At 66.5% G+C, this 25,711-nt stretch carries 24 protein-coding genes; 14 read left to right on the top strand and 10 right to left on the bottom strand.

Features of this window, described 5'->3' with window-relative positions; translation table 11 throughout:
• Positions 1-29 precede the first annotated feature (29 nt).
• Positions 30-1,724, top strand: a complete 1,695-nt coding sequence (locus API01S_RS23250; RefSeq protein WP_061306230.1) for a long-chain-fatty-acid--CoA ligase — start codon at positions 30-32, stop codon at positions 1,722-1,724.
• Positions 1,725-1,810: 86 nt separating this feature from the next.
• On the opposite strand, the gene API01S_RS23255 is transcribed toward API01S_RS23250, so the two are convergent.
• Positions 1,811-2,752, bottom strand: a complete 942-nt coding sequence (locus API01S_RS23255) for a LysR family transcriptional regulator (protein ID WP_050730644.1) — start codon at positions 2,750-2,752, stop codon at positions 1,811-1,813.
• A gap of 142 nt (positions 2,753-2,894) precedes the next feature.
• Between API01S_RS23255 and mdlC the strand changes: the two genes are divergently transcribed.
• From mdlC to pcaG, 7 genes are all read left to right on the top strand, one after another.
• Positions 2,895-4,541 carry a benzoylformate decarboxylase gene (gene mdlC / locus API01S_RS23260; RefSeq protein ID WP_255221308.1) on the top strand — a complete coding sequence of 549 codons (1,647 nt, stop codon included), beginning with the start codon at positions 2,895-2,897 and terminating at the stop codon, positions 4,539-4,541.
• A 68-nt stretch (positions 4,542-4,609) separates the two neighbouring features.
• The gene (locus API01S_RS23265; RefSeq protein ID WP_061306231.1) at positions 4,610-6,088 is read left to right on the top strand and encodes an aldehyde dehydrogenase; all 1,479 of its coding nucleotides are present in this window, start codon (positions 4,610-4,612) and stop codon (positions 6,086-6,088) included.
• A gap of 37 nt (positions 6,089-6,125) precedes the next feature.
• The gene (locus tag API01S_RS23270; protein WP_061306232.1) at positions 6,126-7,325 is read left to right on the top strand and encodes a 4-hydroxybenzoate 3-monooxygenase; all 1,200 of its coding nucleotides are present in this window, start codon (positions 6,126-6,128) and stop codon (positions 7,323-7,325) included.
• A 32-nt stretch (positions 7,326-7,357) separates the two neighbouring features.
• Entirely contained in the window at positions 7,358-8,785 is a 1,428-nt protein-coding gene (locus API01S_RS23275; protein ID WP_061306233.1) for an MFS transporter, read from the top strand.
• The gene (locus API01S_RS23280; RefSeq protein WP_061306234.1) at positions 8,782-9,798 is read left to right on the top strand and encodes a ketopantoate reductase family protein; all 1,017 of its coding nucleotides are present in this window, start codon (positions 8,782-8,784) and stop codon (positions 9,796-9,798) included. Before API01S_RS23275 ends, API01S_RS23280 begins: the two co-directional genes overlap by 4 nt.
• The gene (gene pcaH / locus API01S_RS23285; RefSeq protein WP_061306235.1) at positions 9,795-10,538 is read left to right on the top strand and encodes a protocatechuate 3,4-dioxygenase subunit beta; all 744 of its coding nucleotides are present in this window, start codon (positions 9,795-9,797) and stop codon (positions 10,536-10,538) included. The genes API01S_RS23280 and pcaH overlap by 4 nt, the downstream gene beginning before the upstream one ends.
• Positions 10,539-10,547: 9 nt before the next feature.
• Positions 10,548-11,156 (top strand): protocatechuate 3,4-dioxygenase subunit alpha, encoded by a 609-nt coding sequence (gene pcaG, locus API01S_RS23290; protein ID WP_050730649.1) that lies wholly within the window; start codon positions 10,548-10,550, stop codon positions 11,154-11,156.
• Between the two features lie 144 nt (positions 11,157-11,300).
• Here pcaG and API01S_RS23295 read toward each other — a convergent pair whose 3' ends face one another.
• The 3 genes from API01S_RS23295 to API01S_RS23305 all read right to left on the bottom strand — a co-directional run bounded on the left by API01S_RS23295 (position 11,301) and on the right by API01S_RS23305 (position 13,865).
• The gene (locus API01S_RS23295) at positions 11,301-11,723 is read right to left on the bottom strand and encodes a GreA/GreB family elongation factor (RefSeq protein WP_006220916.1); all 423 of its coding nucleotides are present in this window, start codon (positions 11,721-11,723) and stop codon (positions 11,301-11,303) included.
• 375 nt (positions 11,724-12,098) lie between these two features.
• Positions 12,099-12,935, bottom strand: coding sequence for an alpha/beta fold hydrolase (locus tag API01S_RS23300; protein WP_006220915.1), 837 nt, complete (start codon positions 12,933-12,935; stop codon positions 12,099-12,101).
• A 396-nt stretch (positions 12,936-13,331) separates the two neighbouring features.
• Positions 13,332-13,865 (bottom strand): CinA family protein, encoded by a 534-nt coding sequence (locus API01S_RS23305; protein WP_061306236.1) that lies wholly within the window; start codon positions 13,863-13,865, stop codon positions 13,332-13,334.
• Positions 13,866-14,037: 172 nt separating this feature from the next.
• On the opposite strand from API01S_RS23305, the gene API01S_RS23310 reads away from it, so the two are divergent.
• Positions 14,038-14,292, top strand: coding sequence for a hypothetical protein (locus API01S_RS23310; protein ID WP_050730651.1), 255 nt, complete (start codon positions 14,038-14,040; stop codon positions 14,290-14,292).
• Between the two features lie 58 nt (positions 14,293-14,350).
• Here the strand turns inward: API01S_RS23310 and API01S_RS23315 are convergent, their stop codons facing one another.
• The 3 genes from API01S_RS23315 to API01S_RS23325 all read right to left on the bottom strand — a co-directional run bounded on the left by API01S_RS23315 (position 14,351) and on the right by API01S_RS23325 (position 19,056).
• A complete protein-coding gene (locus tag API01S_RS23315; protein WP_061306237.1) occupies positions 14,351-15,463 on the bottom strand; it encodes a mechanosensitive ion channel family protein in 1,113 nt (370 codons plus the stop codon).
• A gap of 67 nt (positions 15,464-15,530) precedes the next feature.
• On the bottom strand, positions 15,531-15,908 hold the full coding sequence (locus tag API01S_RS23320) for a response regulator (protein ID WP_061306238.1): 378 nt from the start codon (positions 15,906-15,908) through the stop codon (positions 15,531-15,533).
• The gene (locus API01S_RS23325) at positions 15,901-19,056 is read right to left on the bottom strand and encodes a CheR family methyltransferase (protein ID WP_061306239.1); all 3,156 of its coding nucleotides are present in this window, start codon (positions 19,054-19,056) and stop codon (positions 15,901-15,903) included. Before API01S_RS23325 ends, API01S_RS23320 begins: the two co-directional genes overlap by 8 nt.
• A gap of 192 nt (positions 19,057-19,248) precedes the next feature.
• Between API01S_RS23325 and API01S_RS23330 the strand changes: the two genes are divergently transcribed.
• From API01S_RS23330 to API01S_RS23345, 4 genes are all read left to right on the top strand, one after another.
• On the top strand, positions 19,249-19,428 hold the full coding sequence (locus tag API01S_RS23330) for a hypothetical protein (RefSeq protein ID WP_061306240.1): 180 nt from the start codon (positions 19,249-19,251) through the stop codon (positions 19,426-19,428).
• A 12-nt stretch (positions 19,429-19,440) separates the two neighbouring features.
• Positions 19,441-19,827 (top strand): hypothetical protein, encoded by a 387-nt coding sequence (locus API01S_RS23335; protein ID WP_156329976.1) that lies wholly within the window; start codon positions 19,441-19,443, stop codon positions 19,825-19,827.
• 20 nt (positions 19,828-19,847) lie between these two features.
• A complete protein-coding gene (locus API01S_RS23340) occupies positions 19,848-20,855 on the top strand; it encodes a chemotaxis protein CheB (RefSeq protein ID WP_061306241.1) in 1,008 nt (335 codons plus the stop codon).
• A gap of 73 nt (positions 20,856-20,928) precedes the next feature.
• Positions 20,929-21,261, top strand: a complete 333-nt coding sequence (locus tag API01S_RS23345; protein ID WP_061306242.1) for a four-helix bundle copper-binding protein — start codon at positions 20,929-20,931, stop codon at positions 21,259-21,261.
• 149 nt (positions 21,262-21,410) lie between these two features.
• Here the strand turns inward: API01S_RS23345 and API01S_RS23350 are convergent, their stop codons facing one another.
• The 3 genes from API01S_RS23350 to API01S_RS29550 all read right to left on the bottom strand — a co-directional run bounded on the left by API01S_RS23350 (position 21,411) and on the right by API01S_RS29550 (position 23,140).
• A complete protein-coding gene (locus API01S_RS23350; protein ID WP_061306243.1) occupies positions 21,411-21,674 on the bottom strand; it encodes a hypothetical protein in 264 nt (87 codons plus the stop codon).
• Between the two features lie 342 nt (positions 21,675-22,016).
• Complete coding sequence (locus API01S_RS23355) at positions 22,017-22,682, bottom strand: DUF2243 domain-containing protein (protein ID WP_254598626.1); 666 nt, start codon at positions 22,680-22,682, stop codon at positions 22,017-22,019.
• The gene (locus API01S_RS29550) at positions 22,679-23,140 is read right to left on the bottom strand and encodes a hypothetical protein (protein WP_061306244.1); all 462 of its coding nucleotides are present in this window, start codon (positions 23,138-23,140) and stop codon (positions 22,679-22,681) included. Before API01S_RS29550 ends, API01S_RS23355 begins: the two co-directional genes overlap by 4 nt.
• A 188-nt stretch (positions 23,141-23,328) precedes the next feature.
• On the opposite strand from API01S_RS29550, the gene glf reads away from it, so the two are divergent.
• Positions 23,329-25,707: a UDP-galactopyranose mutase gene (gene glf, locus API01S_RS29610; RefSeq protein WP_061306245.1), complete on the top strand. Its 2,379-nt coding sequence runs from the start codon at positions 23,329-23,331 to the stop codon at positions 25,705-25,707.
• Positions 25,708-25,711 lie beyond the last annotated feature (4 nt).

Below are 25,711 nucleotides of genomic sequence, written 5' to 3' on the forward strand. Positions count from 1 at the left end.
GGCACCTGGCGCGGGAATCGGAGACACGGATGCAAGAAGCGCATTTTCGGGTGTGGCCCAAGGGGCTGCCGGCCCACATCAGCCAGCCCCGGTCCAGCCTGACCTTCAACCTGGAGGCGTCGGCAACGCGCTATCCCGACAAGCCCGCCATCGTCTTCTACGACACCGTGCTGGATTACGCACGCCTCAAGCGCGAGGTCGACGCCATGGCCGGCTATCTGCAACAGTGCGCGGGCGTCAAGGCGGGCGACCGCGTGCTGTTGTTGAGCCAGAATTGCCCGCAGTTCATCATCGCGTACTACGCCGTGCTGCGCGCCGATGCGGTGGTGGTGCCGGTGAACGCGATGAGCGCGCAAGACGAGCTGGCGCACTACCTGCAAGACAGCGGGGCGCGCGTGGCCTTTGCCGCCCAAGAGCTGGCGCCACGGCTGGCGAGTTTCGTCGAGGACGGGCGGCTGGAACGCGTCATCGTCCACACTTATTCCGATTACCTGGGCGCGGGCGCGGGTAAGGCGGGCGAGGGGTGCGAGGGGTCCGACATAACGCCGCCCGACTGGATCGCCGCGCCGCGCGGCAGCCTGCACAGCCTGGGCGGCGTGCCCTGGTATGGCGCCCTGGCGGTCAATGCACCGCCGTTGCCGCACAAGGCGCGCGCGGGCGATCTGTGCTTGTTGCCCTATACGTCCGGCACCACGGGCCGGCCCAAGGGGTGCCGTCACACGCATGGCACGCTGGGGGCGGCGGTGACGGGGTCGGCGCTGTGGCGCGGCCTGACGGCCGAGGCCGTCATCATGGGCGTGGCGCCGCTGTTCCATCTGCTGGGCATGCAGAACTGCATGAACCTGCCGATTCTGCTGGGCGCTACCGTCGTGCTGCTGCCGCGCTGGGACCGCCAGGTGGCCGCGCAGCTGATGGCGCGGCATCGCGTCAGCGTGTGGGCCGCGCCTCCCGCGATGGTCGTGGACTTTTTCGCGCAGCCCGACATTCAATCCTATGACCTGTCGCGTCTGGCGCTGCTGTGCGGCGGCGGCGCGCCGATGCCCGAAGCGGTGTCCGCCATGCTGTCCGAGCGCTACGGCATCGTCTTCAACGAAGCCTATGGCCTGACCGAGACGGCTTCGTTCCTGCATTGCAACCCCATGCACCGCAACAAGCGCCAGTGCATCGGCGTGCCGACGTTCGGCGTCGACACGCGCGTGGTGGACCCATCCACCTTGCAGGAAGTTGCGGCGGGCGAGGTGGGCGAACTGGTCACGCGCGGCGCGCAGCTGATGCTGGGCTACTGGAACAATCCGGCGGCCGACGACGAAGCCTTCTTCATGCTGGACGGCCAACGCTACTTTCGCACGGGCGACCTGGGCCGGGTGGACGAGGACGGGTACTTCTTTATCACCGACCGCCTCAAGCGGATGATCAATGCCTCGGGCTATAAAGTCTGGCCGGCCGAGGTCGAGAACACCTTGTACGAGCACCCCGCCGTGCATGAGGCCTGCGTGATCGGCGTGCCCGATGCGTGCCGGGGCGAAACGGTCAAGGCGCTGCTGGTGTTGCGGCCCGAGGCGCGCGACAGCGCCCGCGAGGAAGAGGTGATCGCGTGGGCCCGCGCGCGGATGGCCGCGTACAAAGCCCCGCGCATCGTGCAATTCGTCGAGGCCTTGCCCAAGTCCAGCACCGGCAAGATCCTGTGGCGGCAGTTGCAGGGGGCGGGGCGCGAGACTGCCTAGCGGCGAGGAACAGTGCCCATGGCCAAACGCTCAGGGCAAACCGGTCCGGGCCAAGCGCTCAGGGCCAAGCAGTCAGGGCCAGACGCTCAGGGCCGAGGGCCCTGGGCGTGGGGAGCGTGGCGGGGTGGGTTGGTCGCCAATTGACGCAATTCGCTCAATAGCTTGGCGGCGGGCAGGGGCAGCAGCCCCTGGGTGCGCCGGAAGGCCGTCAGCATGCGCGTGTCGGACGCGCCGGGGATGGGCAGGCGGTCAAGCAGCCCCGCGCGCAACTCCGCGTGATACATCGGTTCGGGCATCCATCCTAAGAAATCCGAATGCGCAATCAGATTTTTCAGAACCGTGATGGAACGGGTTTCAACCGTCACATCGGGCATGGGCAAACAATGCCGGTTGAACAGCTGGTTCATGTGTTCGAAGGGGTCGGTGCCGCGCGGCAGGATGGCCCATTTGTGCTCCAGCGTATCGGCCAGGCTCAGGGCGGGCCGCGATCGTAGCGGGTGGTCGGTGCTGGCCACCACATAGCTGGTGTCTTCCCAACGGCAATCGGGCACCGAAACAATTTCGTCCGTGTCTTCGGTGTGCGCGCCCAGCGCCAGGTCGATCTCGCGCGACAGCAGCGCGCTGGCCAGCCTGTCCCACACGCCTTCCACCACCTGCACCTGCAAGGTCGGCCAGCGATTGCAGGTGCGGGTCAGCGCGGTCGGCAGGATCAGGCACGCGATGCTGCCCACGGTGCCCACCCGGATGGTGCCCTTGGCCAGCCCCAGCATCGCGCGGATTTCCTCTTTGGCGCTTTCGGCATCGCGCAGCAGCGCGATGGAATGCGGCAGCAGCGTAAGCCCGATGTCGGTCAGCTGCATGCCTTTGGAATGTCGTTCGAATAGCGGGGCGCCGACCTGGCCTTCCAGGCGGCGCACGATGCGGCTAAGTGCGGACTGCGTCAGATGCATGGCGTCGGCGGCACGTCCCAGGCTGCCGGCGGCCACGACCGCATTGAATGCCGCCAATTGGTGAAGGTCGAATGGCATGCCAAAGCGTAATGACTTTGTCTCGATATATCAATTCTCAAGTCTGCTAGGGGGGGCGACACTCTGCCATCGCTGTTGACCGCGCCGAAGGCATGCTGCGGCCCGCGACAACACCCGCAACCTCCTCGCAAGGACCCGAGCAATGAACGGCTCCGTTTTTGGCCTGTTGGGCACTCTTGGTGCTTCCGGCAACGTGTCCACCCCGGATGCGCCACCGCAAGCGCTGACCGTGCGCGACGCTGTCTACGACCTGATGCGCCGCGTTGGCATGACGTCGGTTTTTGCCAACCCCGGCTCCACCGAACTCCCGATGTTTCGCGGCTTCCCGGACGACTTCCGCTATGTGCTGGGCTTGCAGGAAGCAACGGTCGTCGGCATGGCGGACGGCTATGCGCAAGCCACGAACAACGCTGCGATGGTCAACCTGCATTCGGCGGCGGGCGTCGGCAACGCCATGGGCAACCTCTTCACCGCCTACAAGAACCGCACGCCGCTCGTGGTCGTCGCCGGCCAGCAGGCGCGCGGCATCTTGCCGTTCGACCCCTTCCTGTCGTCCAGCCACGCGGCCGAACTGCCCCGTCCCTACGTCAAATGGAGCACCGAGCCGGCGCGCGCGCAAGACGTGCCGCTGGCCATCGCGCGCGCCTATTACCTGGCCATGATGCCGCCGCGCGGACCCGTGCTGGTCTCGGTTCCTGTCGATGACTGGGACGCGCCTTCGCCGCCCCTCGCGCACCGCTACGTCAGTACGGAAATACGGCCGCAACCCGAAGCCATCGGACGCATCGGCGCGCTCCTGGACGCCTGCCGCCGGCCCGCCCTCGTCGTGGGCGCTGCGGTGGACCGCGACGGCGCCTGGAACGAAATCGTGGCGCTTGCCGAATCGCACAGCGCGCGCGTGTGGGCAGCGCCGATGTCCGGACGATGCAGCTTTCCGGAACGCCATCGCCTGTTCGCCGGTTTCCTGCCCGCCGCGCGCGAAGGCATCGTCAGCCGGCTGCAAGGGCACGACCTGATCCTGGTAGTGGGGGCGCCCGCCTTCACCTATCACGTCGACGGAGCGGGGCCCCACGTGCCCGACGGCGCCGAGCTCTGCCTCTTGACCGAAGACCCGGACACCGCCGCTTGGGCACCGGCCGGCATGGCGGCGGTGGGCAGCCTGCGCCTTTGCCTGCGCGACCTGCTGGCACGGCCGGCGCCCACCATGCGGCCCTTGCCTGCGCGTCGCGCATCGGCTCCCATGCCCGAGCCCTCCACGCCGATGTCCGTGGCCTTCGTCCTTCAGACCTTGGCCTCCATGCGTGACCCGGCCGACATCATCGTGGAAGAAGCGCCCAGCGCCCGACCGGTCATGCAGCAATTCCTGCCCCACACCCGTACCCAGACCTTCTACACGATGGACAGCGGCGGGCTGGGCTACGGCATGCCTGCGGCCGTGGGCGTGGCGCTGGGCAGACCCGACCGGCGCGTCATCGCCCTGATCGGTGATGGTTCAAGCCTGTATTCGATCCAGGCGCTCTGGAGCGCCGCCCAGCACAAGCTGCCCATCACTTTCATCATCCTCAACAACCGCCGCTACGCCGCCTTGCAGGACTTCGCGCCGGCGTTCGGATTCGGTCCGCACGACAAGGTCGTAGGCACGGAGCTGCCCGGCATCGATTTTGTCGCGTTGGCGACCGGGCTGGGCTGCGGCGCGGTGCGCGTGTCGGAGGCCGCGCGCCTGGGTGCGGTGCTGGCCGATGCCGTGGCCAGCGGCGGCCCCAGCCTGGTTGAAGTGTTGGTGTCTTGATCCCGATCCGCCGGATGCGCAGACCCTGGACTTGCCAAGAGTCCTCACCCCAAAGAGGCCCAAACGCCATGCAGGAATCCCCCGTGCAGCAATCTGCCAAGCAGGTATCCCTATTGATCAACGGCGACGCAACGAGCGCCCGCGGCGGCCAGACTTTCCAGCGCCACAACCCGCTGAACGGCAGCGTGGCGTCGGTGGCGCCCGCCGCCAGCGTGCAGGATGCGGTCGCCGCCGTGCACGCCGCGTCGGCGGCTTTCCCTTCGTGGTCGAACACCGGCCCCGGCCAGCGTCGCGCGCTGCTCATGCGGGCTGCCGACGTGCTTGAGGCCAAGACGCAGGCGTTCGTCGACATCATGGTGCTGGAAATCGGCTCGTCGGCTGGCTGGGCGCAATTCAACGTGCGGCTGGCGGCCGGCGCGCTGCGCGAGGCCGCGGCCCTGACGACGCAGATCGGCGGCGAAGTCATTCCGTCCGATGTGCCGGGCAATCTGGCTCTGGCCGTGCGCCAGCCGGCCGGCGTGGTGCTGGGCATCGCGCCCTGGATTGCGCCGGTCATCCTGGCCGTGCGCGCAATCGCCACGCCTCTTGCTTGCGGCAATACCGTCGTGTTCAAGGGCAGCGAACAATGCCCGGCCACCCACGGGCTGGTCATGCACACGCTGCAAGAAGCAGGCTTTCCCCGAGGCGTGCTCAACTTCATCACGAACGCGCCCGCCGACGCGGCCACCGTCGTCGAGGCCATGGTGGCGCACCCGTCTGTGCGGCGCGTCAACTTCACCGGCTCCACGCAGGTGGGCAGGCGCATCGCCTCAGCATGCGCAAATCATCTGAAACCTGTCGTTCTTGAACTCGGCGGCAAGGCGCCGTTCCTGGTGCTCGACGATGCCGACCTGGACGCAGCCGCCTGCGCCGCCGTGTTTGGCGCGTTCGCCAATTCCGGGCAGATCTGCATCTCCACTGAACGCATCATCGTCGACCGCAAGGTGGCCGACACCTTCGTACAAAAGCTGGCCGATCGCGCGGCCTCGCTGCCCCTGGGCGACCCGCGCGAAAGCGCCGTGGCGCTGGGGGCAGTGGTCGACATGCAAACGGTGCATCGTTGCAACGCCTTGATCGACGACGCGCTGGCGCAAGGCGGCCGGCTGGTGGCGGGCGGCAAGGCCGACAGCACCTTGATGCCGGCCACCTTGATCGACCACGTCACGCCCAGCATGCGGCTCTATCGTGAAGAGGCCTTCGGCCCGGTCAAGGGCATCGTGCGTGTCAATGGCGTTGAAGAAGCCGTGGCCTGCGCCAACGACAACGAATACGGATTGGCGGCGGCGGTGTTCGGACGCGACGTCGGGCGTGCCATCGCGGTGGCGCGCCGCATCGAATCGGGCATCTGCCACGTCAACGGCGCCACGGTCCACGACGAACCGCAGATGCCGTTCGGCGGCATCAAAGACAGCGGAATGGGGCGGTTCGGCGGCAAGGCCGGCATCGACGCCTTTACCGATCTGCGCTGGCTGACCGTGCAGACGACCCCGCGCGATTACTCGTTCTGACAATGGCCAACAGTGACCTCACGAAGGGGAAGCGTGCATGCGTACTCAGGTAGCGATCATCGGAGCCGGTCCGGCGGGGCTGGTCCTGTCGCAACTTCTGGACGGGCAGGGCATCGAATCCGTGGTGCTTGAATGCCGAAGCCAGGAGGCGATCCGCGCGACCATACGCGCCGGCGTGCTGGAGCAGGGCACGGTAGACCTGCTGACCGACATGGGCTTGGGCAAACGGATGCACAACGAAGGCTTGCGGCATGAAGGCACCGTGCTGCGGGTCGGCGGTGTGGACCGGCGCATCGACTTCGTCGGCTTGACGGGCGGACGCGCCGTGATGGTCTATGCCCAGCACGAGGTCCTCAAGGACCTGCTCGACGCGCGGCTGGCTACGGGCGGCGACCTGCGCTTCAACGTCAGCGACGTCACGCTGTCCGGCATCACATCAGACATGGCGTCGCGGCCTGTCGTGCGCTTTCGCGACGCAAGTGGCGCGGCGGTGTCGTTGCGCGCGGACTTTGTCGTGGGCTGCGACGGTACGCAGGGCGTCAGCCGCAGCGCCGTCGATCCCCAAGCTCTGCAAACCGTCGAGCGCCATTACCCGTTCGGCTGGCTGGGCATACTGTGCAAGGCGCCGCCATCTTCCGACGAACTGATCTACGCCCTGGGAGCCGATGGCTTCGCGCTGGTCAGCACGCGGTCTTGCGAGGTGCAGCGCATGTATCTGCAATGCGATCCCGGCGATACGCCCGACGATTGGTCCGACGACCGCATCTGGGCCACGCTGCGCGCCCGCCTTGCCACGCACGACGGCTGGCAGCCCAACGAAGGGCCCATCTTCGACAAGACCGTGGTGGGCATGCGCAGCCGGGTCATCGAACCCATGCGGCATGGCCGCTTGTTCCTGGCGGGCGATGCGGCCCACGTGGTGCCGCCTACGGGCGCCAAGGGCCTGAATCTGGCGATCTCCGACGCGCGGCTGTTGGCGCGCGCGCTGACTCGCTTCTACCGGGACGGCAACGAAGACCTGCTGGACACCTACGGCCCGACCGCGTTGCGGCGCATCTGGCGCGCGCAGCGGTTTTCAACCTGGATGACGACGCTGCTGCATCGCTTTCCCGACGCGGACGCCTACGCCCGCAAGCTGCAAGACGCCGACCTGGACTACCTGACCCGATCACGCGCCGCGTGCACCACGCTGGCGGAAAACTACGTAGGGCTGCCCGTTGCGCCGCCCTGGGACTGAACGCGGGCGATCCCGCACCAAGGAGAACCAGCATGACTCGTAGCACCCAGAACGCGACGGCCCATGCCGCCGCGCCGACACACCGCAGCGCCGACGTGGGCGATCTGCTGGATAACGGCCCCTTCACCTCGATGCAGATGTTCGTGGTGATGCTTGCCGCGCTGTCCATCGTGCTGGACGGCTTTGACGGACAACTGATCGGCTTCGCGATCCCGATGATGATCAAGGAATGGGGCATCACGCGCGAGGTGTTCGCGCCCGCCGTGGCGGCCGGCCTGATCGGCATGGGTATCGGCAGCGCCTCGGCGGGCCTCTTCGCCGACCGCTACGGGCGGCGCATGGCGGTCATCGTCAGCGTGTTCGTGCTGGGCACGGCAACCTGCGCCATCGGGTTTGCGCCCGACGCCACCACGGTGGCCGTGCTGCGCTTCATCGCCGGCCTGGGCATCGGCGGCGCCTTGCCCAGCTCCACCACGGTCACCGCCGAATTCACGCCTGCGCGCCGGCGCACGCTGGCCGTCACCGCCACCATCGTCTGCGTGCCGCTGGGCGGCATGCTGGCGGGCCTGTTCTCGGCTTACGTGCTGCCCTTGTACGGCTGGCGCGCCTCGTTCTTCATCGGCGGATCTTTACCCATTGTGCTGGGCTTCGCCTTGATGGCCGTGTTGCCCGAGTCGCCCCGCTTCCTCGCGCGTCGACCCGAACGCTGGAAGGAACTGAGCCACTTGCTGGCCCGGATGGGTCGCCCCATGCCGCTGGGCGTGCGCTACACCGACGCCACCGAGCAAGCCCTAGAACAGCGTGGCGCCCAGCCGCAGCTGGGCGTGCGGGCCTTGTTCGCCAAGGGCTATGGCGCCGACACCATCGCCATCTGGGTGGCGTTCTTCATGTGCCTGACGGCGGTGTACAGCGCGTTCAGCTGGCTGCCGACCATGCTGACCTCCGAGGGCCTGCCTGGCGCGGTGGCAACCTCCGGGCTGACCGCCTACAACCTGGGCGGCGTGATCGGCGCGCTGGTCTGCGCCGTCGCCATCACGCGCTGGGGGTCCCGCTGGCCGCTCGCCATCTGCTGCGCGGGCGCGCTGGGCAGCGCCTTCCTGATGCTGCTGCTCGACGTGCACCAGAATTCGTCGTGGCTGGTGTTCGGCTTCGGCGTGCACGGGCTGTTCGTCAATGCAGTGCAATCCACCATGTATGCGCTGTGCGCCTATATGTATGCCACTGGCGTGCGCGCCACCGGCACGGCGGGCGCGCTGGCGTTCGGTCGTCTTGGCGCCATCCTGAGCGCCTTCGTGGGCGCAACCGTCATCACGCAGGGCGGCGCGCAGGGCTACCTGATATTGCTGGGCACGGTCATGGTGTTCGCGTTGATCGCGTTGCTGCTGGTGCGTCGGCATATTCCCAGCCGGCAGGCCGCAGCGCCGTTGCGCACCGTTGCCGCCATGGGAGCCTCACGATGAATATCGCCATGCTGGGCGCGGGCGCCATGGGCTGCCTGTTCGGTGGATTGTTGAGCGAAAGCGGGCAGCGCGTGACGCTGCTCGATATCGACGATGCGCAGCTGGACGCGATACGCAGCCACGGCTTGCGGCTGGAAACCGACCGCGGCGACCGGCGCATCCACGGCATGTCGGCCTTGCGGCCCGAGCAATGCCGCGAAGCGCCCGACCTGCTCATCCTGTTCACCAAGAGCCTGCACACCGACGCGGCCTTGCGAGGCGTCAAAGCGCTGATCGGCGCGCCGACGCGGGTGCTGACCTTGCAGAACGGGCTGGGCAATCTGGAGGCCGTCACGCGCCACGTGGATCCTGCCCGCGTGCTGGTCGGCATGACGACGTGGCCGGCCGATCTGGCCGGGCCCGGCCACGTCAGCTCGCATGGGACAGGGGTGGTGCGTCTGCGGTCGGCGGCTGCCGACGATGTGGCCGATATCGCGGCCAATATTGCGGTCAATGTTGCGGTCAATGTTGCGGCCAATGAGGCGGCCAATAATGCGGCCGATATTGCGCATATTTCGCAAGTGCTGGATGGGGCCGGCTTGCGCTGCGAGGTCGACGCAAACGTGTGGAAGGCGATCTGGGAGAAGGTCGCCTTCAACGCCGCGTTGAACAGCCTGTGCGCTGTCACCGCTTGTTCAGTGGGCCAGTTGGACCTCGTCGCCGATGGGGGGGCGCTGGCACGCGCCGTGGTGTCGGAAGTGATCGCCGTGGCGCGCGCCACGGGCGTCGATGCCGACGAGTCCGCCTGCCATGCCAGTGTGGCGCACGCCATTGCGCATCATCGTGGGCACAAGCCGTCGATGCTGCAAGACGTGCTGGCGGCACGGCCAACCGAGATAGAAGCGATCAACGGCGAAGTGGTGGCGCGTGCGCACGCGGCGGGCGTGCCGGTCCCCCACACCGCCATGTTGCTGGGCCTGGTGCGCTTGATCCAGGCCCGCCAATCCGACCTTGCGTCGTGGAGAACCCGATGAGCTCATTCCCCTTCACCAAGACCTTGGCCGTATCCACCGCAACGCGCCTGTCGCCACGCGATTGGGACAGCCATCCGGACTATCTGTACGAAGGCTATCGCTCGACAGAGCAACGCGGTCCGCAGCGGCCGCTGGTGCCTTTGGACGCAGCGTTAGGCGAAATGCGCCAGCCCGTCTTTGGCGACGATAGCATCGGCAGCCTGGATCACGACCTGACGTCCAACGCACGCCGCAACGGCCAGCCCATCGGCGAGCGCATGGTGTTGGCCGGCCGCGTGCTCGATGACCAGGGCCGGCCCGTGCCGCGCACGCTGGTGGAAATCTGGCAAGCCAACGCGGCGGGCCGCTACGTGCACAAGGCTGACCGCCATGACGCGCCGCTGGATCCGAACTTCCTCGGCGCGGGCCGTTGCCTGACGGATGCCGATGGCCGCTACCGCTTTCTGACGATCAAGCCCGGCGCGTATCCGTGGGGCAACCACCCCAACGCATGGCGGCCCCAGCACATCCATCTGTCCTTGTTCGGCCAGCACTATGGCAGCCGGCTCGTCACCCAGATGTATTTTCCGGGCGACCCGCTGCATGTACACGACCCGATGCTGACCGGCACGCCGGCGTCGGTGCGCAGCCGCCTGATCGCGGACTTCAGCCTGGACCTGACGCAGGAAGGGTTTGCGTTGGGATACCAGTTTGACATCGTGCTGCGCGGGGCGCGTCAAACGCCCTTTGAAAACCGCTAGGGAGCCGTCATGTTGATGCAGGGCTTGCAAGACAATTTTGGCCAGACTCCGTCGCAAACGGTCGGCCCTTATTTCGCCTATGGTTTGGCGGCCGCGCAATATGGCTACGACTTCGATCAGACCTTCGATACCGTGCTGGCGGGCGATGAGGCGCACGGCAGGCGTATCCGCCTGCAAGGCCGTGTGTTGGACGGCGAGGGCATGCCGGTGCCCGACGCGCTGGTTGAAATTTCGCAGGTGGACGGGCGGGGCCGGTATCCGCGCAACGTCTACGAAGCCTCCGCGATGGGGTTTCGTGGTTTTGGGCGCTGCGGCACGGGCACGGATCTTGGCAACCGCTACTCGTTCGACACGGTCAAGCCCGCGTCACAGGCCGAGGGCGAGGCCCCGCACATCGATATGATCGTGACCATGCGTGGGCTGTTGCTGCACGTGTTCACGCGCGTTTACTTCGATGACGAAGGCGCGGCGAACGCGGAGGATGCAGTCTTGAACTCCGTGCCCGAGGCGCGGCGCGACACGCTGATCGCGCGCAAGGACGTGCGCGGCGGCGACGTCGTGTACCGCTTCGACGTCCATATGCAGGGACTGTACGAAACCGTGTTCTTCGACGTGTAGCGGAACGACTGGAGGGCGTTGGCGGCGATGCCCGGCGCCCTGATGGCAGAACGCAGGCTGTCCGTTGTGCGCGGACAGCCTGCGTATGCCTGAATTACCGGATCCCGCTTGTCCGTTGCCTGTTGCGCAACGCGGGCTACCGCATCACGCCGTCGTGTCGCCGGCGGCTTCGGGTTGGTACAGGATTTCTTCGATGCTGGCCGAATGTTCGGTCTGGTTGGGGGCGGTCCAGGTGACCAGCTGCCCGGTGCGCGAACCGATCAGGCTCAAGCCCAGCGGGGACATCACAGAGACCTGGCCCTGGGCCAGGTTGGCGTCGGCCGGATAGCACAGCGTGACAACCATTTCATCGCCCTTGTCGTTCAGCAGGCGCACGCGCGAACGCATCGTGATGATGTCGGGCGTGACTTCTTCGATGGGGATGATGGGCGCGGAATCCAGCAGCTCTTGGGCGGCGTCGATCGCATCGCGCGACAGCGTCGCGGCGCTGGCGGGGCGGGTGATCATGCCCAGCAGGCGGGCGTGGTCCAGGGCGGTGATGAGTTTGTCTTGCGGCACGGCGTTCATGTCGGTTCTTCTTAGACGAAAGGCCCCGCTAGGCGTAGGCCGTTAGGCGTGCGCGGCGAGGCAATGGAGGAGATGACAGCGCTTTGGGAAGAGATTTCCAAGCGGTGCCGCGACGAAGCGTACGGTGTGGATCGTGTCCGGGCGGTGCGCCGACTTTGCGGCTTACTGCGGTAACCCACGGTGAGGCGGGTTCGGACCCCGGAGGGTGTGCATCACCGGGCTGATTCGAGCGTCGAAGCGGTGCAGGTTTTGCGCAATTGGCGCCCAATCTGCTGTCGGCAATAAGCGAGTATATAGGCCATTGCCATAAGCGTGTATCGGATTATTCTGAAAACGGGGCGGTTTGGGCCGCCCCGTGCCGTTTTCAGTGGGCAATCAGCCCTTGATGAAGGCCAGCAGGTCCGGATTGATGATGTCGGCGTGCGTGGTCAGCATGCCGTGCGGCAGCCCTTCGTACACTTTCAACGTGCCGTTTTTCAGCAGCTTGACCGACAGGCGCGAGGCGTCGTCAATCGGTACGATCTGATCATCGTCGCCGTGCATGACCAGCGTGGGCACGGTGATGGCCTTCAGGTCTTCGGTCTGGTCAGTTTCGGAAAACGCCTTGATGCCTTCGTAATGCGCGCGGGCGCCGCCGATCATGCCTTGGCGCCACCAGTTGTTGATAACGCCCTGCGACACCTTCGCGCCCGAACGGTTGAAGCCGTAGAAGGGGCCCGAGGCGACATCGATGTAGAACTGGGCGCGGTTGGCCGCCAGCGCTTCGCGAAAGCCATCGAATACTTCGATCGGCAAACCGCCGGGATTGGATTCGGTCTTGAGCATCAGCGGCGGCACGGCGCTGACCAGCACGGCCTTGGCGACGCGGCCTTTCGGCTGACCGAACTTCGCGACGTAGCGCGCTACTTCGCCGCCACCCGTGGAATGGCCGATATGCACCGCGTTGCGCAGGTCCAGGTGTTCGACCACGGCCGATGCGTCGGCGGCGTAGTGGTCCATGTCATGACCCTCGCTGACCTGGCTGGAACGCCCATGGCCACGGCGGTCGTGTGCAATGACGCGAAACCCTTTGTTGACGAAGTACAGCATCTGCGTGTCCCAGTCATCGCTGGACAGCGGCCAGCCGTGGTGGAACATGATCGGCTGGGCGGTCTTCGGACCCCAGTCCTTGAAGAAGATCTGCACGCCGTCGGGGGTGGTGATAGTGCTCATGGGCTTGTACTCCGGGTAGGTGCCACGGGTGGAGCGGGCGCTGGTACAGGCGGGCAGACGAGCCTGGCCCGGCGTCGCCAAACCTTGAGCGTAGCGCCGCATAAGCGCAAGCGCTTGAACATTATGAAGCGGCTTTGAATGAAATCATCTTGCCGTGTGGGAGCGGCGAGAGCAGGGCGAAGGGGTGCGGTACGCGCCCACTAGTACGTCTGTCCCTCGCACACCCTTCTCGCGCCCTTCCGTGCATCCCTTCCTTGCGCCGCTTTCTTGCCCGCTTCCTTGCTTCCCTTCCTTGCGCCGCTTTCTTGCTCCCTCCCTTGCACCCCTTCCTCGCGCCGCTTTCTTGCTCCCTCCCACGCACCTCTTCTTGCACCCGCCCCTGCGCCAGCCTCCGTTCTACTTCCCGGAATGCTTCCTGCCCGTCGCCTCGGCGCCACCTTCCCGCAGCGAACGGTAATGTTCCACGACCCCTTGCAGGGCATATTCCGCGCTGGCTTTGCGGATGCTGTTGCGGTCGCCGGAGAAACGTTTCGTGGCGGTGAAGACCACCGGCCGGGCATCGGCCTGGCCCATTTTGAACACCCAGGCGTAGCATTGCGTGCCGCTGGGAATGCGGTCGTCGGTGGCGTCGGTCACGCCCGTGTTGGCCACCGCCACATTGGCCGGGCTTTTACGCGCCGCGCCCAGCGCCATGTCGCGGGCCACGGCTTCGCTGGTCAGGTTATGCGAGTCCAGCGTCGATTGCGGCACCCCCAGGCACCGCTGTTTGGCTTGCACCGAATACACGACGAAGGCGCAATCGAGCAATTGTCCGGCGCCTGGGATGTCGGCAAGCGTCGCCGCGATCAGCCCCGCCGTGCAGGATTCGGCGGTCACCAGCTTCAGATCGTTGTCCTGCATGAATGTCGCAACTCGTTCGATAGCGTTCATCAGTGCACTCCAGGATGTGGCGATGGCTCAAACAATGTACGGATCAGTGGCGAATTTGCAGACTGGGTCGCACGCCCCAAGCAACTGCCGTTCCCGTTTCAGACGCGGGCACGGCAGTTGCTCCGTTGTCGGCATCCCGGGGCGCTTGCCCCGACAACTCCAGGAGCTTGCCATGAGCACCCCCTCGACTCCCCAGCAGAATCCGACCTCTCCACAGCCCGGCCAAGGGCTGCCCGATCAATCTCCGGCTGAGAACCCCGATCGCCGCGCGCCGGGACAGGAACGCGACAAGGATGGGCGTTGGCCGCCTGACGCGCTGCCCAATCCGATGCCGGACGTGGACCCGCAGCAGACGCCGGGCATTGACCGCCTGGGCGATGCCAACGCCGCTGACCAGCATTGGCTGCGCAGCACGCGCGGCCTGTAAGGGCTCAAAGGTCCTGGGACAGCCGCAAAGGCGCCCCAGGATCCATCCCCCGGCAAGGTCAGGCGGGCGCAGCCGCTGGCGCGTCCCCCATTGGATTTCGCCCTCGCGCGTCTGGCGCCGGCGCCGCGTCCCGAGGCATATGCAGGATCTGCTCCGGCAGCGCCAGCGCGATATCCGCCGCTTGCAGTTGCCGCATGATGCCCAGGTTGATGGCCTGTTGGATATCCATGTAGTGGTTGTAATCGGCCGTCAACACGTAGTAGACCGCCTCGAACTCCAGCGCACCCTCGCCGAAGCGGGCCAGGTGCGCGCGGTCAAAGCGCGTGTCGGTCTGGCTTTCGATCTGCGAACGGATGATGCCGGGCACGGCCGCCACTTTCTCCACGTCGGTCTTGTAAGTGATGCGAACCGCAAACACGATGCGCCGTTGTTGCATGCGTTTGTAGTTTTGGATGGTCTGCTTGAGCAGTTCGGTATTCGAGCAGACGATCTGCTCGCCGCCCAGGCTGCGGATGCGCGTGGTCTTCAGGCCCACATGCTCGATGCTGCCCGCCACCGATCCGAACACGATGAAGTCGCCGGCTTCGAAGGGCTTGTCCAGCCCGATGGAAATCGAGGCGAACAGGTCGCTCAGGATGGTTTGGACGGCCAAGGCGACCGCCACGCCGCCAATTCCCAGGCTGGCCACCAGCGCCGTGATGTTCACGCCCAGGTTGTCCAGCATCGCCAGCAGGGCGATCACCCACACCAGCGCGCGCAGCAGGAAACTGAGCAACGTGGCGGTGACCGTGGCGCGGTGCGACAGGGCGCGGCTCAAACCGACGTCCACCGCGCGATCCAGCCACAGCGCCAGTTGCAGCGCGATCAGCACAAACCACAGGTGCTGCGCGCCGCCCTCGCTGAAGGGGAAGGGCGCGCCCGCCACGTCGACGCCGATCATCAACGTGAAGATGGCCAGCAGAAACCAGCTGGTGCGCTGCATGACGCGGATCGCGCCTGCCGCCATGCCGTGGCCAGGCAGCGCGGCGCGGCGTTCCAGGCGCGCGCGCACGACGCGGAACGCGAAGATCAGCATCAGGTAGAGGGTGGCCGCGACCGCTGCGGCGATCAGCCATAACGCGACGGGGTGGTCCGCAAGCGCGTTCGTGCCGGAAATCCACTGACTCAACATACCGCCTCCGCAAGTTTGGACCTGCGCAGCGCAGCAAATGTTGTGCCGCACCCAAAGCGGCGTGGGGCTATTGGCTGAACCCGGACAGCAGCATGGCGTTGAGCCTGGCCTGGTTGAAGGGCTTTTCGCAACGCGGAAAGCCACGATAGGCCGGGTCCAGCGCCTCGACGCCAAAACCGGTCAGCAGGACCACGTGCACGCCCTGCGCGACCAGCGCATCGATCAGCGGATAAGACAGCGTGCCATGCAAATTGATGTCCACCACCGCGCAATTGAATTGCCCTGCGTTGGCGCTTGCAAATCGCATTGCCTCGTCCAGCCACCCGATCATGCCGACGATCGTTGCGCCGTCTTCGCGCAACGCTTCCGCCAGGGTTTCGGCGATGACGTATTCGTCTTCCACGACCAGCAGACGGCACGCCGCCAAGGGCGTAGCGTCAGCCATGGTGGGCCTTTTGCTGCGAGGCCGTCGCAAGGCTGCCCGATGAACGCAGCGGAACCTCGATACGGCAACGCAGCCCGTCCGCCTGGAAGTCCAGCGATGTCTGCGCTTGCAGCGTGAAGGTCAGCGCTTGTTCGATAAGCTCGCGTCCATAGCCCTTGCGGCTGGTGTCGGGCGGCGTCGGCAGGCCCGATTCCTGCCAATCAACCACCAGGATCTGTCCGTCTTCCCGCGTCAGGGTGTGCCATTGCACTTGCAGTTTGCCGTTGTCGTGCTTCAAGGCGCCATGTTTGAGCGCATTGGTGCCCAGTTCGTGCAGCGCCAAGGCCAGCGACTGGCTGCATTCCGCGCTGACGAACGTCTGCTCGCCGTGCACCGACACGTGCTGCCCATGCCCGACGGCGTCCAGTTCGCGGCGAACGATCTCGCCAAAATCCACGGCTTCGTGCGACACGTCGCTCAACAGGCCCTGCACCCGGCTCAAAGCCGACAATCGGCTGTCCAGGCGCTCGAAGGGCTCGCCGCGCCCCAGCGTCCGATACGCGATGCTCTGCACCAGCGCCAGCAGATTGCGCGTGCGGTGTTGCAGTTCGGCGATCAGGATGCGATGGCGTTGCTCGGCCTGCGTGATCTGGGTGATGTCGATGAAAGTGACGACGACGCCGTCCACGCGGTTGTTCGCGTCGCGGTATGGCGCCAGCCGCAGCAGGTAGTGATTCGCGTCGCCTTCGCCTTCGATGCGGCGTTCGATCACTTCCCGGTCTCGGAAGACCTGCTTGATGTCTTGCGCGAAGGACGGCAGCGGGATGCGGCTCGCCAGATCGGTGATGGGCCGGCCGCGATCGCTGGGCAGGATCCGGAACACGTCGCACACCGGCGGCGTGAAGCTGCGGATCACCAGATTGCCATCCAGGAACAGCGTCGCGAACGCGGTGCTGGCGAACAGGTTGTGCAGGTCGCTGTTGCTGCGATCCAGCTCATCCACCTTGCCTTGCAGCTCGGCGTTGACGGTGTGCAGTTCTTCGTTGAGCGAGACCAGCTCTTCCTTGGAGGCCTCAAGCTCTTCATTGGACGACTGCAATTCTTCGTTGACCGATACAAGCTCTTCGTTGGAGGACTTCAATTCCTCAAGCGCCGTCTCGTATTCCTCGATGGTCGATTGCAGCCGGTCGCGCGTTTCGCGCAGCTCGCTTTCAATCTGTTCGGCGGCGCCGATATGCGAGGCGTGCAGATAGGCATTGGCCTCTTCGCGGCTGACGGGCGGGCCATCGTCGGCGAACAGCACCAGAAACAGCGGCTCGCCTTCGTGGTTTTCCAGCAGCGGGTCGACGGTCAGGCGCAGCAGTTGCACGCGGCCATCGTCGCCTTCGATGGCGACGTTATGCCGCGTGGCCGACGCGCCGGTGGACATGGCGTCATTGAGCAGGGCGCGCAGGTCCAGGCGCAAGTCCTTGCGCGCCAGGGCCAGGATCTGGCGAGTCGGCACGCCCGCCGCCGCTTCCAGGTACTTGCCCGTGCGCGCCGAGTAATACACCACGTCGCCGTCCTTGTTGACGAGCACGTGCGGCGGCGCATGCTGGAGCAGCACCTGCGTATCGATCGATTGGCGCAAGCCCGTACCGCTGGCTGGCAGTCGGCGTTGCAGGAAGTCCTGCGGACCTTCCCTGCCGGGCGGCGGCAGGTTGAAGTGCGGGCGCGGACGCACCGCGATGTCGCTGCGGCGCTGGAAAATGCGGTGCTGTTTGTCCAGGGCGCCGAACATGTCGGAGAACTGCGTGGTGTTTTCCGACATGCCCAGGAACAGATAGCCGCCATTGCGCAGCGCGTAATGGAACGTCGGGAACACCTGCTTCTGTATGTCGCCGCCAAAATAGATCAGCAGGTTGCGGCAGGACACCAGATCGATGCGCGAAAAGGGCGGATCGCGCAAGACGCTATGCGGCGAAAAGATGCACAGTTCGCGGATCTGCTTGCTGACCAGATAGCTTTCGCCGTCGGCGATGAAGAAGCGCTCGCGCCGTTCCGGGCTGACGCTGTCGAGCAAGGTGCCGGGGTAGCGCGCCGTGCGCGCAATGTTCAGGGCTCGCTCGTCGATGTCGGTGGCGAACAGCTGCACGCGCGGCGGCATTTCCATTTTGTCCATCTGTTCGCGCAGCAGGATCGCCAGCGAGTAGACCTCTTCGCCGGTGGCGCAGCCAGGCACCCAGACCCGGACCGTATCGCCCACGCTGCGCCCCTCCAGCAGCTTGGGCACGACCAATTGAGCAAGCGCTTCAAAGGCGTCCGGGTCGCGGAAGAAGTCGGTGACGCTGATCAACAGGTCGCGGAACAGCGCGCCGGCTTCCTGAGGCGTGTCGCGCAGGAACGCTAGATAGGCTGGCAGTGTTTCGGTCTGGTTCACCTTCATGCGGCGATGCACGCGGCGCAGGAAGGTCTTGCTTTTGTAGCCGCTGAAGTCGTGGCCGGTGCGCGTCAGCAGCAGGCCGTAGATTTCCGACTTGGTCTGTTCGATTTCCGCCGGCAGGTCCTGGGCATCGTCGTCGGCGGTCAGCAGGTCCAGCGGAGAAGGGGGCGCCGCGTCCAGCAAATGCAGGCGCGTGCCCATTTCAGCGACGGGCAACGCAAAGTCGATGATGCCCGCGCTGATGGCGCTTCGGGGCATTTCGGTATAGGCCGGGCCATTGCCGTTGGGCGCCTGGGCCATGGTGATGCCGCCATATTCCTTGATGGCTTTCAAGCCCAGGGTGCCGTCGGTGTCGCTGCCCGACAGCACGATTCCGACCGCGCGCTGGCCATAGTCTTTGGCCAGCGAGGTCAGGAACTGATCGATCGGCCGGCGGCCATGGCGCTGGCCGGACGTCGCGGCCAGCTTGATGTGGCCCTGGCTGACGGAGACGTCCGCGTCGGAGGCCAGCACGTAGATCTGGTTAGTCTCGATCGGCATGTCGTCTTGCACCGCGTGCACGGGCAGCGAGGTATGGCGGCCGATGACGTCGGGCAGGTGGCTTTCGCGGCCGGGGCCCAGATGCGTCACGACGATGAACGACATGTCCGGATTTTTGGGTATCCCGGCAAAAAATCCTTCCAGGGCCTCCACGCCGCCGGCGGATGCACCGATACCTACAACAAAAGCGGCGCTGGACAGGGCCATGTCGTTCCAAAAAGGGGGAAAGCAGGATGATATTCGACGACGGTAGCACGGGGGATCATCGAGTGTCCCGTTTGGAAATCTCTCCATACCTATGAGCCGTGAATCGACGGGTTTGGCGTCGTCTCGCCCACGCGCGTTTCAGGCATGCAGCTTGCTGCCCCGATCAAGCCACACTTTCAAAAGGAGTGCGCGATGAAGCCCAAAGACAGCAAGCCCAACCCCTCGGACGACGACACGCCGCGCGAAGCGCAAGCCAGCCACCGCGACACGCAGAACCGCAGCAAGAAGGAAGGCCACGTTTCGCAGATCGGCACCGGGCAAGACCAACAGAGCCAGCGCAATCGTGGCGCGGGCGCGCGCAGCAAACCCTGAGCGGAGGTCGCCATGACACACACACGGCACGCTTTGCATGGAGCATGCAGGCCGCTTCTGGCCGTCGCCCTGGTCGCTGGCCTGGCCTGGACCCCGCTGACCGTCGCCCAGTCGGCGGGTGGCCCGGCCGGTCCGGCGGGCCAGGGCGGGCCGCCGCCAGCCGGCACCCCGGCGCCTGCGGGGTCCGCGCCCGATGGCGGCGCGCCGGCTCCGTCCAGGGGCGACCCTTCCCGTCCCCCGCCCACCATTCCGCAGGCCGCGCCCGGCGAGACCCCGTCCCAGCCCATTCAGGGCCAGGGCACCGTCAAGGGCTCGTCGGCCAATCCCGCGCCCGATGGCCGCATTCCCGGAGGCAAGGCCGGTTCAGGCGGGCACAAGACCAACGAATACGGCCGCTAGGCCGCGTCGGGGCGCTCATCATGCAGAACCGGGACATAGTCGTGGTTGCGGTCTCCACGGGCGGGCTGACCGCCCTGGAGGTACTGCTGGGCGATCTGCCTCCCGCTTTGCACGCGTCGATCTTCGTTGCGATGCACGTGGACGGTTATCGCAGCGTCCTGCCGACCCTGCTTCAGTCCCGCACCCGCTGGCGCGTGCAGCACGCGCGCGATGCGGAGCCGTTCGCGCCGGGCGTCGTCTACATCGCGCCGCCCGACCGGCACCTGATTCTTCAGCATGACGCGACCGTGCTGACGCGAGGCCCCAAGGAAAACTTCACGCGGCCGGCGGCCGACCCGTTGTTCCGCTCCGCAGCCGTGCACTACGGGCCGCGCGTCGTCGGCATCGTACTGACCGGCCGGCTGGATGACGGGGCGGCCGGGCTGAAAGCGGTGCAGGCCTGCGGCGGTTTCGCCATCGTGCAGGATCCAGGCGATAGCGTGGCCCGGGACATGCCGGCCAACGCGCTCGCGGCCGTGCCGACGGCCATGGTGCTGCCGTTGCGGCAGATCGGCATGGCGATGGCGGCTGCGGTAAATACTGCGGTGACGCCGCGCGCGCCCGGCGCTGCGCCGTCGGAAATGCTGCGCACCGAATCTCGCATGACGGAAACCGGTCAGTCATCGGCAGCGGTGCTGGAGCGCATTGGACGGCCGGTCGGGCTGACGTGCCCGGATTGCGGCGGGGCGATCTGGCGCGTCGATACGGGCGCGCCGGTTCGATATCGTTGCCATACCGGCCACGCCTTTTCCTGCGCATCGCTGCATGCGGTGCACGCCGAGCGCGTCGACAAGGCCATCTGGTCGGCGGCGCGCCTGCTGCGCGAGCGCATCCTGTTGGCGGGCGAGGAAATCGCCATCGGCGGCGGGTCGGCCGAAGCGACCGGGCGGCTGCGCGCGGCAGTCAGCCAGTGGGAGTCCGCGTACCAGCAGTTGCGCAGCCTGGCCGCGATGCCGGACGGCCCGCTGGGCGAGTCCGGCGTGGAGTAGCGTCGGGCTCAGGCGGGTATGGCAATTGCTGCCCTTGCAGGCCCATCCCGGGACTACCGCAAGGAGATCAGCGATGACCGCCGTGAACAACGAAATGGAAGCCTGCATCGACAATTGCCTGGCCTGCTATCGGCGCTGCCTTCAGACAGCGGCCAACCATTGCCTGGAAGCGGGCGGCGAACATGTCGAGCCCGAGCACTTCCGCCTGATGATGGCCTGCTCCGAAATCTGCCGGACCAGCGCCCACACCATGCTGATCGGTATCGAGCAGCATGCCAGCGTGTGCGGCGCCTGCGCGCAGATCTGCGCCGCTTGCGCGGACAGCTGCGATGCAATCGGCGGCATGCAGGACTGTGCGGCCGCATGCCGGCGCTGCGCCGAAAGCTGCCAGAAGATGGCGGGCTGAGGGCTGCGCGCGATCTAGGTGATGCGTGACGGGGGCGGGCCTGCGGGCTACGCCGGAACGTATGGCGAACGCCGAACCGGCGTCATGCTCCATGCGCCAAAGGCCGCCCGCGTGCGGCCCCTTCGAGCCGCACGCCCGGCAGCCGTTCGCTACGCCAGCGTCTGCGACGCCAGCCACAGGGTCAGCAGCAGCGACCCCGCCACCGCCCAGAAGACGATGGCCAGCAGAATGCCGAGCGACAGCCGGAATTCGAAGATCGGGCGGGGAAGCGGCAGGGGTGCAGCACCGCTCATCGCCATGCCGGCGGCGTTCAGCGGCATGGCGGTCGTGGTGGCGTTCAAAGGCATGACGGATGCGCCACGCAGCGGCCGGTTGGCGGCTTGCGGGAGCGGCGACAAGGTGGGGGAGTCCATGATTGATCCTGTATCCAAGGACGTGTGTTGAAGATCCCGCCCACGCCGTGCGGGTCTGATAGCTACTGCGGCGCAGGCCGCGGACCCATACAGCAAGTGCCGTGCCCAAATCCGCCAGCCCATGCCAAGGCCAGCCTTTGCGATCGGCGGCAGCCTTCCGCGACTTGCCCCGGCCCTGCACGGATACGCCCGAAAGGTGCGCCAGCGTCCCGTCTACACGGCGCCGCCCGGGGCGGGGGCGATCCATGCCGAACAGCCCCCTGGCGCGCTGGCGCCGCTGACATACATCGCGCCCGAGCCGAACAGCGCCAATAAGGTAGTCGGCGGCGCATCCGCCAATACTCACACCGCGCCGGAAGCATCGGACCACACGACGCGCGCGGCCGTGCCGTCCAGCGCTGTCAACAGCCCGGCCGGGCCAGCGCCGGGGCGCAGCACCACGACGGAGGTGTCCTGGGCCGGGCGGGATACGGGGTACAGGTTCAGCGCCGCCGCCGTGGTGACGACGACGGCCAGGACGGCGGTCAGCGCCCCGCCGCCCGTAGCGGGCGGGGGTGGACCCGGGCGGCGTAACAGCCATCCCGCCAGTAGCGGCACTACCCCGAAGAGCCCCAGCCACGCCAGTTCCCAGGGCAGGGGGTCCGCCACGTCCATGCGCAGCCGGTGCAGGCCAACCAGCCAGTGCGACAGCACGGCATCGGTCACATGCCACGCGCCGAATCCCAGCAGGAAAGCGGCCAGCAGCAGCTTGCGGGGCGGCACGGCCGAACCACGCGACCGGTAAAGACCCCAGAGGCCCACCCCGGCCACGACATACATAAGGGCATGAAAGGCACCGTCGGCGACCACCTGGACGCGCAGGTCGGCCAGGGCAGGCGCGGTCAAACCGGAAAGAAGGTGATGCCATTGCAAAATCTGATGCAGCAGGATGCCGTCGAAAAAGCCGCCCATGCCGAGCCCAAGCAGAAAACCTGCCCAGGGACGGCGGCGCGGCAGGGCGGTGATCATCGTGAGTCGGGCCCCGAGCGCTTGGGCAGGACCGACGGCGTGTCGTCCGCTGGCTTGAAGACGCCGCCTTCGGTGTCGGGTTCGGGCGTCGGGTTGCCATCCAGGGGCTGGCCGCCCGTCGCGCGCGAGGGGGCGTCTGCCTTGCTTTTGGCGTTGGCCTTCTGAATGCCTTCCTGCACGCGGTTGGCAATGTCCACCTGATCTTCCGTGGAGGGTTCCACCGCGCCGCTGTCGGCGGTGGGCGGCTTGCTGACCTTGTCGATGGGGGAGGGTGTCATGGGTGGCTCCTGGGTTTCGGATTCAACGATGGATACCGCGTCGTCCGGGTAAGCGTTGCGGGCCGCGTCCACGGCGGCCTCGCAGGTGGGGTAGGCGCGCGGGTCCTGCTGCACGCCCAACAGGGCGATGCCGCGAAAGCTCCACATGCCATCCGGCCGTTGAAAGGCTTCGACGATCATTCTTCAGACTCCTCGGGAGGGCTGCCGCATGGCGATGCTCCTGAGCTGGGGTTCGATGGTCCTGCGACCAAGCAATTGGCGTGCCCACGCCGCCCGCGCGCGGGCTCCGGCTGCCTGCCTTTTCGGCACGCCAATTGCGGCACTCCAACCGCTTATTCAAAGCCTTATTCCTTCCTTGGAGTTTCCCCATGAGCAGCACTGTCGACTTTCGTGCCGGCGACGAGCCGGCGGGCGCACGCGCCTACCCTGACGATGCCCTGCCGGGCAACTGCTGGTTGGCGCGCGACACCCCCGCGATCCTTTGCTTTTCCCATCTGCGCTGGAACTTCGTGTTTCAGCGCCCGCAACATCTGATGACGCGCTTCGCGCGCTCGCAGGCGGTGTACTACGTCGAAGAGCCCGTCTGGGTGGACGGCGCGCGACATGGCTGGCTGGATGAAAACCGCTGCGACGGCGTCACGGTGCTGACGCCGCATCTTGCGCGCGAGAACTGGATGGAAAGCCATCGCCGGCTGTTGCAGGAAAAGCTGCGGGCCGATGGCGTGACGCGTCCCGTGCTTTGGTACTACACCCCTATGAGCCTGCCCTGGTCGGAACAGATCGAGGCCAGCCTGGTGGTCTACGACTGCATGGATGAGCTGTCGGCGTTTCGTGGCGCGCCGGCTGAATTGGTGCATCTGGAAAGACGCCTGCTGGCGCGTGCCGATGTGGTGTTCTGCGGCGGGCACAGTCTGTATGAATCCAAGCGGAGGTTGCACCCGAACGTGCATGCCTTTCCCAGCAGCGTCGACTGCGCCCATTTCGGGCAGGCGCGCTTTCTCCAGGACACGCCGCAAGACCAGCAGGAGATCCCGCGTCCCCGCCTGGGCTTTCACGGCGTGCTGGACGAACGCTTCGACACGCGCCTGGTGGCCGAGGCCGCGGCGTTGGCGCCGGACTGGCATTTCGTATTCATCGGCCCCGTCGTCAAGATCGACCCGTCCGAACTGCCGCAAGCCCCCAACATCCACTATCTGGGGCCTCGCGCTTACGACCGGCTGCCCGCTTATCTGGCAGGCTGGGACGTCGCCTTGATGCCCTTCGCGTTGAACGAGTCCACACGCTACATCAGCCCGACGAAGACGCCGGAGTACCTGGCGGCGGGGCGGCCGGTGGTGTCCACGCCTATTGCCGACGTGGTGCGCGCGTATGGCGGGTCCGACGCGGTGTTCATCGCGCAGGACGCGCCCGCATTCGTCGACGCCATCGCCGCCGCCTTGCAGGCCGCGCAGTCGCCGGACAGCCTGTTGGCCAAGGCCGACCTCGCGCTGCGGGGGATGTCGTGGGACACCAGTTGGGACGGCATGTGCCGCGTGATGAATCGTGCCTATGCAAGCAGCGCGGCGCGCCGTGCGGCCACGCCGGAACCGCCGCGCACCGCCCGCCCGGCGGTTTCCGTGCGGCATTACGACTACCTGATCGTAGGCGCCGGCTTCGCGGGCAGCGTGCTGGCGGAGCGCCTGGCGCGCGGCAGCGGCAAGCGCGTCATGGTGATCGACAAACGCCCGCACGTAGGCGGCAATGCCTACGACTATTTCAACGACGCGGGCCTGCTGCTGCATCGCTATGGTCCGCACATCTTTCACACCAATTCGGCCAAGGTGCTGCAATACCTGTCGCGCTTCACCGCCTGGCGCAACTATGAACACCGGGTGCTGGCGGAAACCCCGCGCGGCCGGGTGCCGATGCCGATCAACCTGACCACGCTTGAACGGCTGTACGGCCGGCCTTTTTCGGCCGAAGAGGCCGAGCGGTATTTGAAGTCCGTCGCCGAGCCGCTAGTCCACGTGGAGACGTCGGAAGACTTCGTGCTGTCGCAGGTGGGCCGCGAGCTGTACGAGACCTTCTTTCGCGGCTACACGCGCAAGCAGTGGGGCCTGGATCCGTCGCAGCTGGACCGCTCGGTCGCCGCGCGCGTGCCCACGCGCCTGTCCACCGACGATCGCTATTTCACCGACCGCCATCAATGCATGCCGTTGCATGGCTACACGCGCATGTTCCAACGCATGCTCGATCACCCCAATATCTCGCTGGCGCTGGGCCTGGACTTCCAGGATGCGCGCGACGCGTTCTCCTACGATGGCCTGATCTACACCGGGCCCATCGACGAATACTTCGGCTACCGCTTCGGCGCCTTGCCTTATCGTTCGCTGAAGTTCCGCCACGAAACGCTGGACGAAGAGTGGCACCAGCCGGTGGGCGTGGTGAACTATCCGTCGCAGGACGTGCCGCATACGCGCATCACCGAATACAAGCACCTGACGGGCCAGCGGCACGCGCGCACGGCGATCAGCTATGAATATCCATCGGCCCAGGGCGACCCGTACTACCCGATACCGCGACCCGAGAACGCCGCGTTGTTCCAGCAGTACCAGGCGCTCGCGGACGCGACGCCCGGCGTGCATTTCGTGGGCCGGCTGGCGACCTATCGCTACTACAACATGGACCAGGTGGTGGCGCAGGCGCTGGCGACCTACGAGTCCATCGCCGCGAAGAATGCCGAGGTGCACACCGCGCTTGTCGCCTGAGCCT

The sequence above is a fragment of the Achromobacter piechaudii NBRC 102461 genome (assembly GCF_001571245.1).
Taxonomy (GTDB): Bacteria; Pseudomonadota; Gammaproteobacteria; order Burkholderiales; family Burkholderiaceae_B; genus Achromobacter; species Achromobacter piechaudii.